Annotated in this window: 9 protein-coding genes; 4 read left to right on the forward strand and 5 right to left on the reverse strand. The window is 33.5% G+C overall.

Translation table 11 applies throughout. The annotated features are described in order from the left end of the window. Positions 1-646: 646 nt before the first annotated feature. Positions 647-2,950 carry an inorganic phosphate transporter gene (locus BN863_RS00805; RefSeq protein WP_038526267.1) on the reverse strand — a complete coding sequence of 768 codons (2,304 nt, stop codon included), beginning with the start codon at positions 2,948-2,950 and terminating at the stop codon, positions 647-649. A gap of 861 nt (positions 2,951-3,811) precedes the next feature. On the opposite strand from BN863_RS00805, the gene BN863_RS00810 reads away from it, so the two are divergent. Then, positions 3,812-4,171, forward strand: coding sequence for a toxin-antitoxin system YwqK family antitoxin (locus BN863_RS00810; RefSeq protein ID WP_038526271.1), 360 nt, complete (start codon positions 3,812-3,814; stop codon positions 4,169-4,171). Positions 4,172-4,241: 70 nt separating this feature from the next. On the opposite strand, the gene BN863_RS00815 is transcribed toward BN863_RS00810, so the two are convergent. Continuing rightward, entirely contained in the window at positions 4,242-6,233 is a 1,992-nt protein-coding gene (locus BN863_RS00815) for a hypothetical protein (RefSeq protein WP_038526274.1), read from the reverse strand. Between the two features lie 133 nt (positions 6,234-6,366). Next, positions 6,367-9,108 carry a TonB-dependent receptor gene (locus tag BN863_RS00820; RefSeq protein ID WP_038532975.1) on the reverse strand — a complete coding sequence of 914 codons (2,742 nt, stop codon included), beginning with the start codon at positions 9,106-9,108 and terminating at the stop codon, positions 6,367-6,369. Between the two features lie 231 nt (positions 9,109-9,339). Between BN863_RS00820 and dgt the strand changes: the two genes are divergently transcribed. Together dgt and BN863_RS17885 are read left to right on the forward strand one after the other, a co-directional pair. After that, positions 9,340-10,683, forward strand: coding sequence for a dGTP triphosphohydrolase (gene dgt / locus BN863_RS00825; RefSeq protein WP_038526277.1), 1,344 nt, complete (start codon positions 9,340-9,342; stop codon positions 10,681-10,683). Positions 10,684-10,733: 50 nt separating this feature from the next. Then, positions 10,734-13,940 (forward strand): T9SS type A sorting domain-containing protein, encoded by a 3,207-nt coding sequence (locus BN863_RS17885; protein ID WP_051774414.1) that lies wholly within the window; start codon positions 10,734-10,736, stop codon positions 13,938-13,940. An 83-nt stretch (positions 13,941-14,023) separates the two neighbouring features. Here the strand turns inward: BN863_RS17885 and dxs are convergent, their stop codons facing one another. Then, positions 14,024-15,796, reverse strand: a complete 1,773-nt coding sequence (gene dxs, locus BN863_RS00835) for a 1-deoxy-D-xylulose-5-phosphate synthase (RefSeq protein ID WP_038526279.1) — start codon at positions 15,794-15,796, stop codon at positions 14,024-14,026. Positions 15,797-15,836: 40 nt separating this feature from the next. On the opposite strand from dxs, the gene BN863_RS00840 reads away from it, so the two are divergent. After that, positions 15,837-16,286 carry a nucleoside deaminase gene (locus tag BN863_RS00840; RefSeq protein ID WP_038526282.1) on the forward strand — a complete coding sequence of 150 codons (450 nt, stop codon included), beginning with the start codon at positions 15,837-15,839 and terminating at the stop codon, positions 16,284-16,286. Here BN863_RS00840 and BN863_RS00845 read toward each other — a convergent pair. Further along, positions 16,283-16,522 (reverse strand): hypothetical protein, encoded by a 240-nt coding sequence (locus BN863_RS00845; protein WP_038526285.1) that lies wholly within the window; start codon positions 16,520-16,522, stop codon positions 16,283-16,285. The two genes, BN863_RS00840 and BN863_RS00845, sit on opposite strands and share 4 nt — an antisense overlap. Positions 16,523-16,589 lie beyond the last annotated feature (67 nt).

Here is a 16,589-nt window from a genome sequence, read left to right on the forward strand (position 1 = left end):
CGCTACTCCCTCGTGTTCGGCCTTTAGACGAGACGACCGACCACGCCTTCGTAGTAGGTGTTAAAGTAAGTTTAGTTTTAATTTACGTACTTACTTACTTTACCGTTTTTAAATTTACCCCTAATTTACCCCAAGAGTAAGTCCGTTTGTAGTTGGTACCGTTTTAGGTTACTACTCTAACTCTTAACAATAACAAGTCTTAATACATAAGTACTAAATATAGTATAAATATAAGTATTATATATTCTACTATTACTTTAATTAGTTAATTTAATTTTATTTTTATAGTAAGTTAAAATGTACTAATTACACTAATTATTGTTAGCTGTATTATTATTATTTAATTTAGTTAATTTTAATTAAATAATGTATACGTATATTAGAAGTAGAATGACAATTGTAATGTTAGAAGATTACTTCTGTGTAAGTAATTCGACAGACGTAATTATATTAGTTGTTAGTTAGAATAATGTATTAGTTTAGTTTAAGTTTAAGTTTAAAGGTAAAACGTACGTTAACCTTACGTTTACGTTACTTTACTTTTACGTTTAACGTACTACTACGTACGACGACGCGACGGTCGTACCGTTATTAACTTAGTTAATCGGCGCCCTGCGTTGTAGACTATAGTATAAATACTGCTGGTCTATTCCTCTTCTTCTTGTTTTAAGATTTTAGGAATTTGAGTACCATCGTGTGCTAGATAATATTCTTCTAATAAATTCATGGTAGCTGTTAGAAGGTCTTTTGTTTCTAATAGTAAACTAAAGTATAAGGTCGTGTTTTTAGGACTTACCTCTTCAGTTCGTGTACGCTCCACTTGTTTCTGAATTTTATCTGTTATCTCGTTAAATAATGTTTTCTTGGTACTTAATATGTTTCCAATTTCTTCGAAAGAACTTTTTTCAAAAGCAATTCTAGTGTTTTTAAACAACTCTTCAAGAGATTTATCAATCTGTTTTAATTCTTTAATCTGATTGAATTTTAGTTTCTTGTGGTTGTTATTTACGTGTTTGTAACTTACTTTAGAAATGTATTCTAAAGATTGAGATATATCCTGTAAATAGCCTAAAATGTTAATGTAAAAGTTGCTGGCAGCAATACTAGATTCGTCTAAGTTTTTAATGAAATAGAAGATGTTGTCTCTTAATTCATCAATTTCGTTTCCTAGTTTTTCAACTTGCTTTTTGTTTTGTTTTAAGGCTATTAAATCTTGTTTAGACAACCCATTTATTGCATTACTATATATTTTATCTACACGTCTTATAGCATTAGAAATGTTATGCGCACTTTCGTGAATAACTCCTTGAATAGAGCTGCTTTCAGCACGTAGCAATTGGCCTTCCGCTTTAAGTTCCTTATTCTTTTTGTTTATAGACAAATAGTTTCTAGCCAATAAAATAACTGCTAATAAAAGCAATATAGCAAGCATAGATGGTACATGTAAATTTATTAAATATGCAATTGTAGCTGCAGATATAAAAGCAATTAATGCTGTGAAGAACCAACCTCCAATAACGTTTAATACACCAGCAACACGGTATACTGCACTTTCTGCTCCCCAAGCTTTATCTGCTAAAGACGATCCCATAGCTACCATAAACGTTACGTATGTAGTAGATAAAGGTAGTTTCATAGACGTTGCAATAGAAATAAGTACACTTGCTACCATTAAGTTTACAGCTGCACGAACAACATCGAATGCAGGAAGTTCGAAGGTTTTATCTCTTTTTAGCTCGATAGTTGGTTTCTCGAAACGTCTATCTATTTTTTCTTTAGTTTTACTAGGTATAAAGTAATTGAATACTTCTGAGATTCCTACCGCACCACGAACAAATCCTCGAGACAAGAAATTAGGCTGAAAACGTTCTTTAGTACTTTGGCTTGATGATAAATCTATAGAGGTTTTAACAACGGCCTTTGCTTTGCTAGAAAACCATAATGTAGCAACCATAATCATACCGGCTACAAATAACATTAGGGTAGGTGTTTGTACCGCTTCAGATAAAACACTCATGTCAAATTGATCTGCTGGTACTCCAGATACAGACCAAACTTGGTACGATTGCCATGCTGCAATTGGTACTCCAATAAAGTTAACTAAGTCATTTCCTGCAAAAGCTAGAGCTAATGCGAAAGTCCCTATTAAAATAATTAGTTTATATATATCGAATTTTAATACGGCAGAGTAGATGTAAGACACCGCAGTCCATAATAAAAGACTAATTAATAGAATAACAAAAACTTGATTTTCTATAAAATGTGAAATGGTTAATCCGCCTAAAATAGAGAAGCTTTCTTTAGCAAAAGCAGTTCCTCCAATACCTTTTAAGAAGATAAAATAAGAAATAGCAGTAATAGCAAATCCTCCAAATAAAGCCCCTATCCATTTCGCTTTCTTTTCAAAATTATAAGATAGTAATAATCGTGTAACCCATTGTACTAATGCACCAACGGAGAATGCAATAACCACCGAGAGCAAAATACCTACAATAATTTGTGTGGCTTTAGAGGTGTTTATGTAAGTTGTTAAGTCTGCGAAGCTTCCTCCGTCATGACCAATTTTAATTAAAGCAATAGCAACAGAAGCTCCTAAAAGTTCGAATACAATAGAAACCGTTGTAGATGTTGGCATCCCAATGGTGTTAAAGAAATCGAGCAGTAAAATATCTGTAATCATTACAGCCATGAAAATAATCATGATTTCGCTAAACATAAATTCGCCTGGATTAAAAATACCTTTTCTGGCGACCTCCATCATTCCGCTCGAGAATATGGCTCCAATAGCAACACCTAAACTCGCAACAAGCATAATGGTCTTAAAAGAAACAACTTTAGAACCTATAGCTGAATTTAAAAAATTCACGGCATCATTACTTACTCCAACAACTAAATCTGCAATAGCTAAAACAGCTAAAGCGACTATCATCAATAAATATATATTCTCCATTTTTTATTCTGAAATTGATTGCAAATATCTATAGTGTTTCTGACTGATATGTTACGTTAATGTTATGATTTTTAATTATAAAATGAAGTTTTAAAAGCCTGTTTTTATGATTTCATTTTATGTTAAAAATATAGTTTAGAATTATCGATTAGATAACGTTTGAGTTTGTTTTTTGTAAAGTCTTGATTTAATTTCATCCTATCTGTTTGTTTTTTCGCGTTAAAAATTAATGTGAAATATCTGACTGGATTTTATTTATGATTTTTTGAATCGGTTTTCGACTTTTTGTTTTTGAAAATAAAAGATACTGTTTTTTATTTTAAAATGACTTGACATTGCAAACTGTAGCTTAAGAAGCTTCAGTTCTTATTTTTATACTATGAGTACTCTCCTTTTGTAATATTTATAAACAATACCAGTAGTGGTTAGGTGCTATGCAATAACTTCATTAGGAATAAACAAAGTATAATTATTTTTGATTTAGACTTAATGGTTGTGATTAATATAATTGACAATCAACATGTTAAGTTGCTCAAGTGTTTTTGTGTAGAAGAATTTATTTGTTATTATAACACCTTACAAAAATAAGAACTGCCTTAATAAAAAGACAGTTCTTTGTTCATGATAAATAGTCGACAAAAACTAATAGTTATATGAATTTTTGTAAAGATCGTTATTGTGTTTGAACTATATATGAAGAGATTATTATGTTAATATTAAGTGTTGTTTTGTAAAGTTAACATGATAATGTGTTGTAAATCAATAAAATAAATCTCAATGTTAAATTAATGTTACCAAATCATTGCTTCAGTGTTAATAATTGCTTATCTTTGAGGTATAGAACTTAAAATACCTAAGAAGATGAAAACGAAAATAATATTTCTACTAGCGTTATTAATGACTGTTGTGTCATTCGGACAAGATAAAAAAGAATTAACTTTAAATGAGAATACTCAATTAATTGAGGCTACTTATTTTCATGATAATGGTGTAGTAAGCCAAACAGGTTTTTACACATTAGATGGTAAGTTACAGGGAGAATGGAAACAATATGATACTTCAGGAAAGAAACTTACTGCTGCAAATTATAACAATGGCGAAAAAGTTGGAAAATGGTTTTTCTGGGGAGAAGATACTTTAAAAGAAGTAGACTATTCAAACAATGCTATTGCAAGTGTTAGTGAATGGGATAACAAAAGCACTCGTGTTGTAAGTCAATAAACAAAACATATATACATACAAAAAAAGCATCCTTTTCAGGATGCTTTTTTTGTATGTAAAAAGTAAGTTATTATAAACCTGCTTCAATCCAAGACCAAGTTGAAATGTCTACTTGAGTTCCATCGTCATAAGCATCAGTTGTTGTAGCAGCTTCACCATCAATAATTACGTTAGCTAAATCACCACCATCTTTCATGTCGATATTTAGATCGTAACCACTTAAGTATAAGTTAGTGATTGTTCCACCTGATTGTTTTTTAAATTGTAATGCAGTTCCACCAACAGTAGAAATAGCTGTGATGTTTACAAACTTAGGGTTGTTATTGTCTTTATCTCCTTCAAAAACAGTAGAGAAACCTTCTTTAGTATGAGTGATGTAAGCATTTGTTACAGTACCATTCCATCCTTCTGTCCAGTCTACAGAATCATCATCGTTATTGTCGAAGTATAAGTTTTTTGCAGAAACAGTTCCACCAAAAAATTCAATACCATCATCTGCTCCGTTAATTACAGCAATATTTTCTATAACAGTTTCAGAACCTACAGCGTAAAGTGATACACCATTGTATTGAGATTCTGAGTTAATTTGAGCACCAGTGCCTTTAATTACTAAGTTTTTAATAGATCCAGAGTTATCTGCATCATCATTTCCTCCGTAAATAAAACCACCAATTTCAGCAGTCGCATCCTCACCAGCAGTAGTTGTAGCGTTTCCACAGATTGTTAATCCTCCCCAGTCTCCTGGTTCACCGTTAACAGATGCCATTACCACAGGATTAGATTCTGTTCCTTGAATGTCAATTAAACCTCCTTTTAATACAGCGATGTAAACACCTGTTCCACCATCTCTAGCAGTAATTTTTGTACCTGCAGGAATAGTTAATTTTCCACCATCTTGAACAATGTAAGATGAGTTTAATGTGTAGCTAATAGAAGCATCTAAAGTAACATCTCCTGTAACTGCACCTTGTAATACATTACTTTCAAGAGAAACATTTGTGTCTACCCATGAAAAGTCGTCTACGTTAACAGTTGGTACAACTGAAGTGTTTAAAGCGTAGAAAAAGTCTCCTTCTTCAGTAGCAAGAGCTACAGGTGTGTAACCATCAGAAAATACAACATTAGATGTAGCACCTCCATCTTTCATATCTAAATCTACATCATAACCACTTAAAGAAAGGTTAGTGATTGTTCCTCCAGATTCTTTTTTGAATTGTAAAGCCGTTCCTCCAACAGTTGAAATAGCTGTAATGTTGTTAAATTTAGGGTTTCCATTTTCTTTATCTCCTTCGAAAACTGTAGAGAAACCAGAAATTGTGTTAGAGATGTAAGCTTTGTTTACAGATCCATTCCATCCTTCTGTCCAGTCGATAGCATCATCATCAAGGTTTTCTAAGTATAAGTTAGATACACTTACAGTTCCTCCAAAAAATTCAACACCATCATCAGAACCATTAATAACTGCAATGTTATCTACAATTGTACCAGATCCAACACCATAAAAAGAAATACCGTTGTATTGAGATTCTGAGTTAATTTGAGCACCTGTTCCAGAAATTTGTAAATATCTAATAATTCCTGAGCTATCACTATCGTTTGTTCCACCATAGATAAAACCACCTACTTCAGCAGATGCATCTACACCAGCTGTAGTTGGCGCATTACCACAAAGTGTTAATCCACCCCAGTCTCCTGGTTCAGCATCTAAAGAAGACATAATAACAGGATTGCTCTCTGTACCGTTAATGTTTATTGTTCCTCCTCTTAAAGTTGCAATGTAAACATCTGTTCCACCATCTTCTGCAATAATTTTTGTTCCAGCAGGAATGTTTAGTACTGCATTTTCGTCAATAATAAATGATCCAGTTAATTGGTATTGTGTACCTGCATTTAAAGAATAATTTTCTTGTAGCTTACCATTTAAAATACCGTCTTCAAGATTTGTAATAACATCTGATTGCTCTGGTCCAATAGATTCTGGATCATCAGAACTACAACTCGTAAAAGCGACAGCTGAAACTAATCCAGCCACTTTAAAGAAATTTAAGACTAATTTTTTCATATCAATTTTTGTTTAATTTTATAAATGTTTTGTTGTGCAAAGAAAGGGGTAAGGTGTTTGCTTAGCTTTAACCTAGTATTAATGAAAAGTTACGTTTTAACAGTGTTTTAGGTTATTTGTTAAGTTAATATTACTAGAAAGTGTATTTTAATCCTAAGCTTAAAACGCTACCTTTTTTGTATGAAAGAACGGTTTCGTTACTTTCTATACCAGAGTTAATATTTCTTATTTCCTGAGTTTGTTTTATTTCAGGATTTAATAGGTTTGTACCTGCAAACTTTATTAATAAGTTGTCTGTAATTTGTTTGCTTACTACTAAATCTAGAGTTACAAATCCTTTTTCTATAATAGCGTCATTATATAAAACTGCGCTGTTTGAAAAATCTTCAGGAGAACCTAATGCAAATATTTTATCGGAAGAATAGTTACCCGTTAATGTTGCTATAAATTCTTTTTCTGTTTGACTGTTATAACTTATAGATCCGTTTATAATTAAATCTGAAGCACCTTGTAAATCTGTTTCAGTAATGCTATTGTACTGGTAGTCTTCTAGTAAATCTTGAGTAAACCACATTTTGGTAACATTGGCATTTATGTTTAATAGTGTTTCCTCATCTTCGTTAGTAATTAAATCTAATCGAGCTTCAAGTTCTAAACCTAATACATCTGCAGCTTCTCCAGTATTTGAGTATTGAAAGATCCCAGAAGAACCTCTTGTTTGAGCTAAGTTAATTGGGTTTTTAATTTGCTTATAGAATGCTGTTGCAGAGATAAGTTCGCTATTTCTTGGAAAGAATTCCCATTTTAAGTCTAGGTTAAACACATCCGATTTTTCTAAATTTGGATCTCCACGAGTTACACGTCCCGTAGGCGATACGTATTCGAAAGGTGCTAATTCTTTAAATTCTGGAAGTGTTTGTGTTAAACTTGAAGCTAAACGAAGGAACTGGTTTTCATTTAATTCATATTTTAAATTAACACTTGGGTAAAACTCTGTATATTCTTTTTTTATAGATCCAACACGTCCCACGTAGTTGGCAACATCCCAAAGTACATTTATTTCGTCTCTTTCGAAACGTACTCCTAAGTTACCAGAGAATTTTTTATTTAAACCGAAATCTAAATTAGCAAACCCAGCCATAATAGTTAAATCAGCATCGTAAAGGTCTTCGTCTCTTTCACGAAGAACTAAGCCATTGTTGAAGTTTTCTGTAGTAAATGTTTGAGAAAAATCATCTACAGTAGGAACTTGAAAATCACGTGCTCTTACACCAACAAACTGCGAGTCGAATAAACGTTCTTTATGGCGATAATCTGCACCAAAATGTAGTTTTAAAGGTCTTGTATTGGCGTCGTCATCAAACTTACCTAATTCAATAGCGTCTGTTATATAAGCATTGTATTCGTTGTCTTCAATTTTTTGGTCAGATTTTCTTTGTTGAAAATCACCTACGTGTGCATATTGAACAGTGTTAGGATCTAAGATGTTAGCTTCGTTTCTAATTCTATTTGGCTCTTGAGCTAGCACATAATTATATCCAGCAGCCCACTTTAAGGTATTACGGTCTGTAATATTGTGAGTACCTTCAATTTGATTAATTAACAAGGTTGTTTGTTTAAAGTTTTGGTCTCTTACAAAAGCACCATCTTCTTGAGGATCTTGGTCAAATACATAACCTTCTCCGTTTCTACCTTGTTCGTAAACATTATCATCACTCTTGTTTACAGATAAACTACTTACTCTAATATTATTATTGTTATTTAATTTTAAAGCTAAATTTATGTAACCTGTAGAGTTTATATTAGTGTTAGAAAGTTCTGTGTCTGTAAATTCATTATCTAAAATGTTCGATCTAAAGCTTCTAAAAACACCTTCTTGATAGCTGTATTTTTTTGAATGAGAACCAGCAACAAATAATTTTAATTGTTTACCAAACACATCAAATTTAGTACCTCCATGTAAAGAGATACCGTAGTTACCAAAGTTTTTTTGGTGTTCTGCATCCCAACCTTGTCTTGTAATTAAATCTACTAAAGCATATTTTTTCTTATGAAAACCAAAAGTTACATCATTAGAAATTACACTTTTCTTGAAATTATTTACACCAAATAAGTTTGTATTGTATCCAGAAGCTACACCAATAGATAATTCTTTTTTAGAGTACCCTTTAGATGTTATGTCTGCATTTCCAGAACTTTGATCTGCATAACTAGAAGTGGTGTAGGTTTTAGTGATTCCTACATTTTCAATCATATTTGTAGAAAATAGATTTAGATTGATGTTTTTATTATTAACATCATCAGATGGTATTGGCAAACCATTCATGGTTGTAGAAAGATATCTATCACCTAGACCACGAATATAAACCTCGCCAGAACCTTCGCTTCTTGTTACTCCAGATATTTTAGAAGTAGCTGTTGCAGCATCTGTAACACCCAGTGCACGTAAACGTTCTGCTCCAATACTTTCTTTAATTACTACTGCTTTTTTCTGGTCTAATAATAAAGCAGTTTCACTTTCTTTTCTTGTAGTAGTTTGAATTACAACCTCGTCTAACGCCGCAGCGCTAGCAACCATTGTAATGTCTATTTGTGTTGCATTACCTGCAGTAACTTCTACTGGCACTTCTTGAGTTTGGTAACCCACAAAACTATAAATTACAGTGTATGTCCCTGGAGCTATATCTGTAAAAGCATAAACTCCATCCATATCAGATGTAGTTCCTTTTGTGGTGCCTTTAATTAAGATGTTAGCAAATGCAAGTGGCTCATTATTATATTCCTTATCTAATAATTTACCTACTATAGAACCGGTGTCTTGGGAGTAAGAAAACGCGGTAGTTAAAAATACTAAAGCTATTAAAAATTGTTTCATTTTGTCGTTTATTTTCATTGGCGCAAATAAACTTCTGTTTTTTCGAATCAGCTAGAATCACGGGTTAATGATAAGTGATAAAAAGGTTAACTTAAAGTTAGAAGATTTATGATTTTTTTAGTTTTTGTAAACATTACGTTAACATAGCGGCGTTATACAAAATTGTTAAATATAGTGCAAAGTGCTATGTATAATAGAAAGTGGTATATTGCGAGGACTTAAAATTATACTATGAATTGGGAACAATTATTGTCTCTAAAACGTTTTGGAGATGTTAATAAACGGTTAAGGAAGGATCAAGATGAAACGCGTTTAGGGTTTGAAGTAGATTACGACCGTGTAATATTTTCTTCAGAATTTAGAAGTTTACAAGATAAAACACAAGTTATTCCTATGTCGCAGACAGATTTTGTGCATACGCGTTTAACTCATAGTCTTGAAGTTAGCGTGGTTGCGAGGTCTTTAGGACGTAAAATAGGAGAAAAATTACTACTGAAATATCCAGAGCTTAAATTAGAACACGGATACTTGCCCAACGATTTTGGAGCCATAGTGGCATCGGCAGCTTTAGCGCACGATATTGGAAATCCGCCATTCGGTCATTCTGGTGAAAAATCGATAGGGGAATATTTTAAAACAGGTCTAGGTCTTCAATATAAAGACGCGCTTACACCTAAACAATACCAGGATTTATGCGATTTTGAAGGGAATGCAAACGGATTTAAAATTTTAACTCAGAGTCGTCAGGGGCGCGAAGGCGGATTACGTTTGTGTTATGCCACTTTAGGAACGTTTATTAAATACCCTAAAGAATCGCTGCCTATAAAACCAACTCGAGATGTATCCGATAAAAAATATGGTTTTTTTCAAAGTGAGAAAGCAGCATTTATAGATATTGCTCAAGAATTGGGGTTAATAGAGAATGGAGCAAACGGCAATGTGAGCTTTAAAAGGCATCCTTTAGCTTATTTGGTTGAAGCAGCAGACGATATTTGTTATACCATAATCGATTTTGAAGATGGAATTAATTTAGGTTTAATTGAAGAGGAATTCGCTCTAGAATATCTTATTAAATTAGTTAAAGATGTTATCGATATCAATAAATATCATCAATTAAATAATACACAAGATCGAATTAGCTATTTAAGAGCATTAGCTATTAATACGCTAATAAATGAAGCGATTACTGTTTTTGTGGCTAATGAAGAGGCTATTTTAAATGGAAGTTTTGGTGTATCTTTATTAGATAAAAGCAAATATGAAGCTCAAATAAATGACATTATAAAAATTAGTGTTGAAAAAATTTACCAATCACGGGAAGTTTTAGATAAAGAAATTTCTGGTTATGCTGTTATTTCAAAACTATTAGACACCTATATTACTGCGGTTAATAATAGTTATAATGGTAATGCATCTAGTTACGATGGTCTAATTTTAAAAACACTTCCACAAACAATTAATTTTAGTGAAGACGATTTATATTTAAGATTGTTAAATGTATGTCATCACGTCTCTTTATTTTCTGATAGTCAGGCCATTTTAATTTTCAGAAAGTTTTTAGGAAAACACGATTAAAAACACGATAATAATATATTTGTGTCGCTAAATCAATAAACAATCCATATATGACTAAAAAATTACCAATAGTACTTGTGTTAATTATCACTTTAATTTGTTCAATCAGTTGTGCGAACAAAGAAAAGTCTGATAATACTAAAGAACCTTCAATAGAAGCATTGAAGGCGTCTCATAAAAAATTCTTAGAGAATAGTCCTTTTAAGAATACGCAAGAACTTACAAAAAAGGAACGCGCTAATAAAGGGTTACCTCCAAAACGCTACATGGAACGTTTGTGGGAGCTTACCATGAATCCTGCACTTGGACATCCAACACCAGAAAATTTAGCTACTATTCAAAAAGAATTAATTACTCAGCGTAAATCCGATTTAGCTCAAGGTCGAATTCCTGGTGACGATTCTAATAATAATTGGGTAGAGCGTGGTCCAAATAACGTTGGTGGCCGTACGCGTGCAATTATCTTCGATCCAAACGACTCATCTAACGAAACAGTTTTTGCTGGAGGAGTAAGTGGTGGATTATGGAAAAACACAAACATATCTAATGCGTCTTCGGTTTGGACGAGTGTAAATATTCCTGAAAATTTAAATATTTCATCTATTGCTGTCGATCCTAATAATTCTAAAATTATGTACGTTGGTACTGGAGAGTCTTATGTTCAGGGTGATGTAAATGGAAACGGTGTATGGAAATCTACCGATGGTGGAAACTCTTGGACCCATGTATTTGGTGGTGCCGAAGGAGAAACTGTAATTCAAACAGCAGCAAGTGTTACTGTAAATTCACCAAGTGAAATAGCTAATCGAAATGTTGCAGAAACAGCAGATTTTGGACCACGAAATACTGTTACAGGAGATTTAGTAATGGCATCAGATGGCAGTGCATCGCCGTATGAAGCCTGTGGTCGCATTACAAACAATGCAGAAGTTAAAGGCAAAATCGCATTAATCTACAGAGGAAATTGTGGATTTATAGATAAAGTAAAATATGTGCAAGATGCAGGTGCAATTGGAGTAGTGGTTATTAATAACGAAGCGGGAGCTCCCATAGGAATGGGTGGAACCGATACAAATAACGCTATTACTATTCCATCTGTTATGATTTCTATGAGTGCTGGTAGTGACATACGTTCGGCAATAGATTCTGGAGATACCGTAAATGTAAAAATAAGATATAGTAGTTTCGCTGGATATTATGTGTTGAATGGAAATCAGCATATAAATGACGTATTAGTTAGAGATAATAATGGAGTGTCTGAGGTCTATATTGCAGCAGGTTCTACAGCATATTTCGATTCTAGTCCATTTACGCTTTTAGGTCCAGATGATTTCGGACTTTATAAATCTGTAGATGCTGGTTCAAACTGGTCTGCTGTAAGTTTACCTTTATCGGAAAATGGAAGTCGTTTTGAACCTAATGATATTGAATTAGGAGCAGATAATACGGTTTGGGTAGCCACTCGAAATAGCTTGTATTACAGCGATGGCGGTGGTACCATATTATCGTCTAAAGAAGGAAATGTCTTTACAGTAAAACATACTTTAGAAGGAAGTCGTACTCAAATTGCAACTTCTCCAACAAATCCAAATAAAATTTACGTTTTAGCCGAGGGCACAGAAGATCCTGTAATTATGCAAAAAACCACAGATGGATTTGCAACCATAACAGAATTGCCTTTACCTGATGATGTAGATCCTAATATGAGTGCTGACGATTTTTGTAGAAATCAGGCGTATTATAATTTAGTGATAAAAACAGATCCAAAAAACGACGAAACCGTTTTTGTAGGTGGAATAGATTTGTTTAAAAGTGAAAACGGTGGTGTAGTATGGAATCAGTTAAGTCACTGGTATGGTTATGACGATTTAGCCAATGTACACGCCGATCAACATGCTATTGTTTTTGGTAATAACGATAGTTCTAAAATGGTGTTTGGAAATGATGGTGGTGTGTATTACTCATCTGCTTCAGGTGAAAATGCAGAGGCTCGAAATAACGGATACAATGTAACGCAATTTTATACGGTTGCAATATCTCCAACCTCACCATTTAAATCAGAGTTAATTCTTGCAGGATCTCAAGATAACGGAAACCAATTGTTTCAAGGGGTTGTTAGCCCAGGTATAAATTCAACAACAGATATTACAGGTGGTGATGGTGCAGCAACATTCTTCGATCAAGATGGAGAGGATACATATTTAATTACAAATTATGTGTACAATGCCCTCATCACAAAAATTGACTACCGTACAGGAGTTAGAACGACTATATTTGAAGATGAAGAGGAAGCGAGTAATGGAGAGTTTATTAACATTCAGGCTTTAGACTCGAGATTAGATTATTTGTTTTCTAATTTTTCTTCAGGAAATAATTATTCTTACATCGCTTTCAGAACTAAAGTAGAGGAGGGAGAAACAGGTTTTGTTGTAGATACTATTAGTAATGCAGCATTCTTAAACGCTTCACCAACTGCAATGGCAGTGTCTCCACACGAGACAACCGGGGATCATAGTACGTTGTATTTAGGTTTAGAGAATGGAAAATTATTGAAAGTAGGTAATGCAAGTACCGAGTCTTCACAAACATGGGAAGATATATCTTCACCTCAATTTTTAGGAAGTATTTCTGATATTGAATTCGGTGGGTCTTCTAACACTATTTTTGTAACCTTCCATAATTACGGTGTTAATAATATTTGGTCTACTAACGATGGCGGAACAACATGGAAGCAGAAGGATGGAAACTTGCCAGATATGCCTGTAAAAACAATTCTTCAGAATCCTTTAAACTTAGAAGAAGTTGTTGTTGGTACAGAATTAGGAGTTTGGTATACAGCAAATTTCTCAAACGATTCACCAACTTGGGTATCTGCCTTTAACGGAATGAGTAACGTAAAAGTATTAGATTTAGATTTAAGAGAGGATAATACCATTTATGCTGCGACTTACGGAAGAGGAGTGTTCTCAGGTAAATTTACAGGAGAATCTTTAAGCGTAGAAGACAATGTGTTGGCATCAGGTATTTCATTATATCCTACAGTGTCTAATGGTGAGTTTAAAGTGAATTCTAAAACGAACTTAGGAGAAGTAAATCTTCAGATTTTTAATTTAAGCGGACAATCTGTTTATGTGAAGAATCTTAATTTAAGCGGAAACACTGCTACCGATATTACTTTAAATGTAGCATCGGGTATGTATTTAGCTCGATTTACAGAAGGGGCAACAACTACAGTTAAAAAGTTTATAATCAAATAAATTTATAAACACTATCAAATATATTAAAGAGGAGCGCTGGTCGTTCCTCTTTTTTGTTTTAAATATATGCTGACTTTAATGTGTTATAAATTCTTGGAAAACAATTTAGCTAAAGATTCAGCGTCAAGATGTAGAGACTTTTGAAGTTCATTTACAGTGCCTTGTTCAATAAAAGTATCAGGTATTCCTAGAATTTCAATGTTGGTAGTATATTTGTGTTTCGAAGCGAATTCTAACACAGTACTTCCAAATCCACCTAAAATAGTACCATCTTCAATAGTGAATATTTTAATGTGTGTTCTTAAAATAGTATGCAACAAGCTCTCGTCTAAAGGTTTTACAAATCGCATATTGTAAACGGCAATATCATCTTGCTGATTTTGTTCTAATAATCTCAATGCGTCTTCAATGTTATAAGCTATTGTCCCTATACTTAAAATAGCAATCTTTGTTCCTTGTTTAAGCATTTCTCCTTTTCCAATTTCTAGTTTAGAAAAAGGTTGTTTCCAATTCAGTTCTCGACCTCTACCACGCGGATACCGAATGGCGATTGGATGTTTTAAACCTAATTGAGCAGTATACATCATGTTTCGTAATTCAACTTCATTTCGAGGTGCAAAAATGATGAGGTTTGGAATACATCTTAAATAAGCCAAATCGAAAACACCTTGATGCGTAGCGCCATCTTCACCTACTAATCCAGCGCGATCTAAACAGAAAATAACGGGTAAGTTTTGTATTGCTACATCGTGAATAATTTGGTCGTAAGCACGCTGTAAAAAGGTGGAGTAAATATTGCAAAACGGAATAAAGCCTTGTGTAGCCAAGCCAGCCGATAAGGTTACAGCATGTTGTTCTGCAATACCGACATCGAAAGCACGTTCGGGTAATTGCTCCATCATATATTTTAAAGAGCTTCCTGTTGGCATCGCCGGAGTAATACCAATTATTTTTTCGTTAGTTCTGGCCAGTTCTACAATTGACTTTCCAAAAACATCTTGAAATTTTGGAGGGACTATGGTTTTAGATTTAGCAAATAAATCACCGGTTTTAGCATCGAATTTTCCAGGCGCATGATATTTTACTTGGTCTAATTCGGCTTGTTTTAAACCTTTTCCTTTTGTGGTAATTAAATGAAGAAACTTAGGTCCGGAAACCGTTTTTAAGCGTTCTAATTCTGAAATTATTTTTGGTAAATCGTGACCATCTATTGGACCTGAATAGTTAAAATTTAGAGCTTCAAAAATATTATCTTGTTTCTGCGTTCCTTTTTTAACATTGGTTAAATACATTTTTAAAGCACCTACACTGGGGTCAATTCCAATGGCGTTGTCATTTAAAATCACTAATAAGTTAGTATCGGTAACACCAGCATGATTAAGTCCTTCAAAGGCCATGCCGCTAGCAATAGAAGCATCTCCAATAACAGCAATGTGGTGCGTGTTAAAATCGCCTTTAAGTTTCGATCCGATAGCCATACCTAGAGCTGCTGAAATGGAAGTCGATGAATGGCCAACGCCAAAAGCATCATATTTACTTTCATCTCGTTTTGGGAAGCCGCTTAATCCTCCTAATTGTCTATTGGTTTCGAATTGTGATTTACGTTCGGTAAGAATTTTATGAACGTAAGCTTGGTGCCCTACATCCCAAATTACAATATCATCAGGCGTGTTAAATACATAATGTAAAGCAATTGTAAGTTCTACAACACCCAAACTAGCACCTAAATGGCCTTCTTTAGTAGCTACTATATGAATAATGAAATCGCGTAGTTCCTTTGCTAAAAAAGGTAAATCTTCTTTTGCTAACTTACGAAGATCTTTAGGAGAGTCTATTTGTTGTAGTAATTGTGTCATACAGATACAAATGTACGTTTTGAAATTGTATTTTTACATTATGGAAAATATTTTTGATGATACTTATTTTATGAAGAAAGCGTTTCAGGAAGCTGAGACTGCCTTCGATAAAGGCGAAATTCCTGTTGGAGCTGTAATTGTTATAGATAATAAAATTATTGCAAGAGCTCATAATTTAACCGAAACCTTAACCGATGTTACAGCACATGCAGAAATGCAAGCCATTACAGCAGCTGCTAATTATTTAGGTGGTAAATATCTTAAAAAATGTACGTTGTATGTCACCTTAGAACCTTGTCAGATGTGTGGTGGTGCCTTGTATTGGAGTCAGATTTCTAAAATAGTGTATGGCGCAAGAGACGAAGATCGCGGTTGTATAAATTTAAATACAAAGTTGCATCCTAAAACCATTGTTAAAGGCGGTGTTATGGCAGAAGAGGCTTCGGCGTTAATGAAGCGGTTTTTTGTTGAAAAACGAAACTTGAATTAAAGTTTTCTTTCGTCACCTTCTTTTTCTCGCATCTTTTCTAAATTCTCCTTAGTCAGCATATAATCTTTAGGGTCTTTGTTTTTCCATCGGTAATAAGAAAATATAGGGAACACAACTAAAAATAACCCCACAACTCCAAAGCCAATAAGTTTTTCAGAGTAAGGCAAGTCAAAAATTAAACCTGAGAAAATACTTCCAAAGGCAAGAAGACCTAATATAATGATGAGTTGCTTCATGTTAATTTGTACTATTTATTAATTGATATTTATAAGCCGTTAAAAGTACCAATTAGTTATAACTATT

Origin of the sequence: Formosa agariphila KMM 3901, assembly GCF_000723205.1 — a bacterium.
GTDB classification, from domain to species: domain Bacteria; phylum Bacteroidota; class Bacteroidia; order Flavobacteriales; family Flavobacteriaceae; genus Formosa; species Formosa agariphila.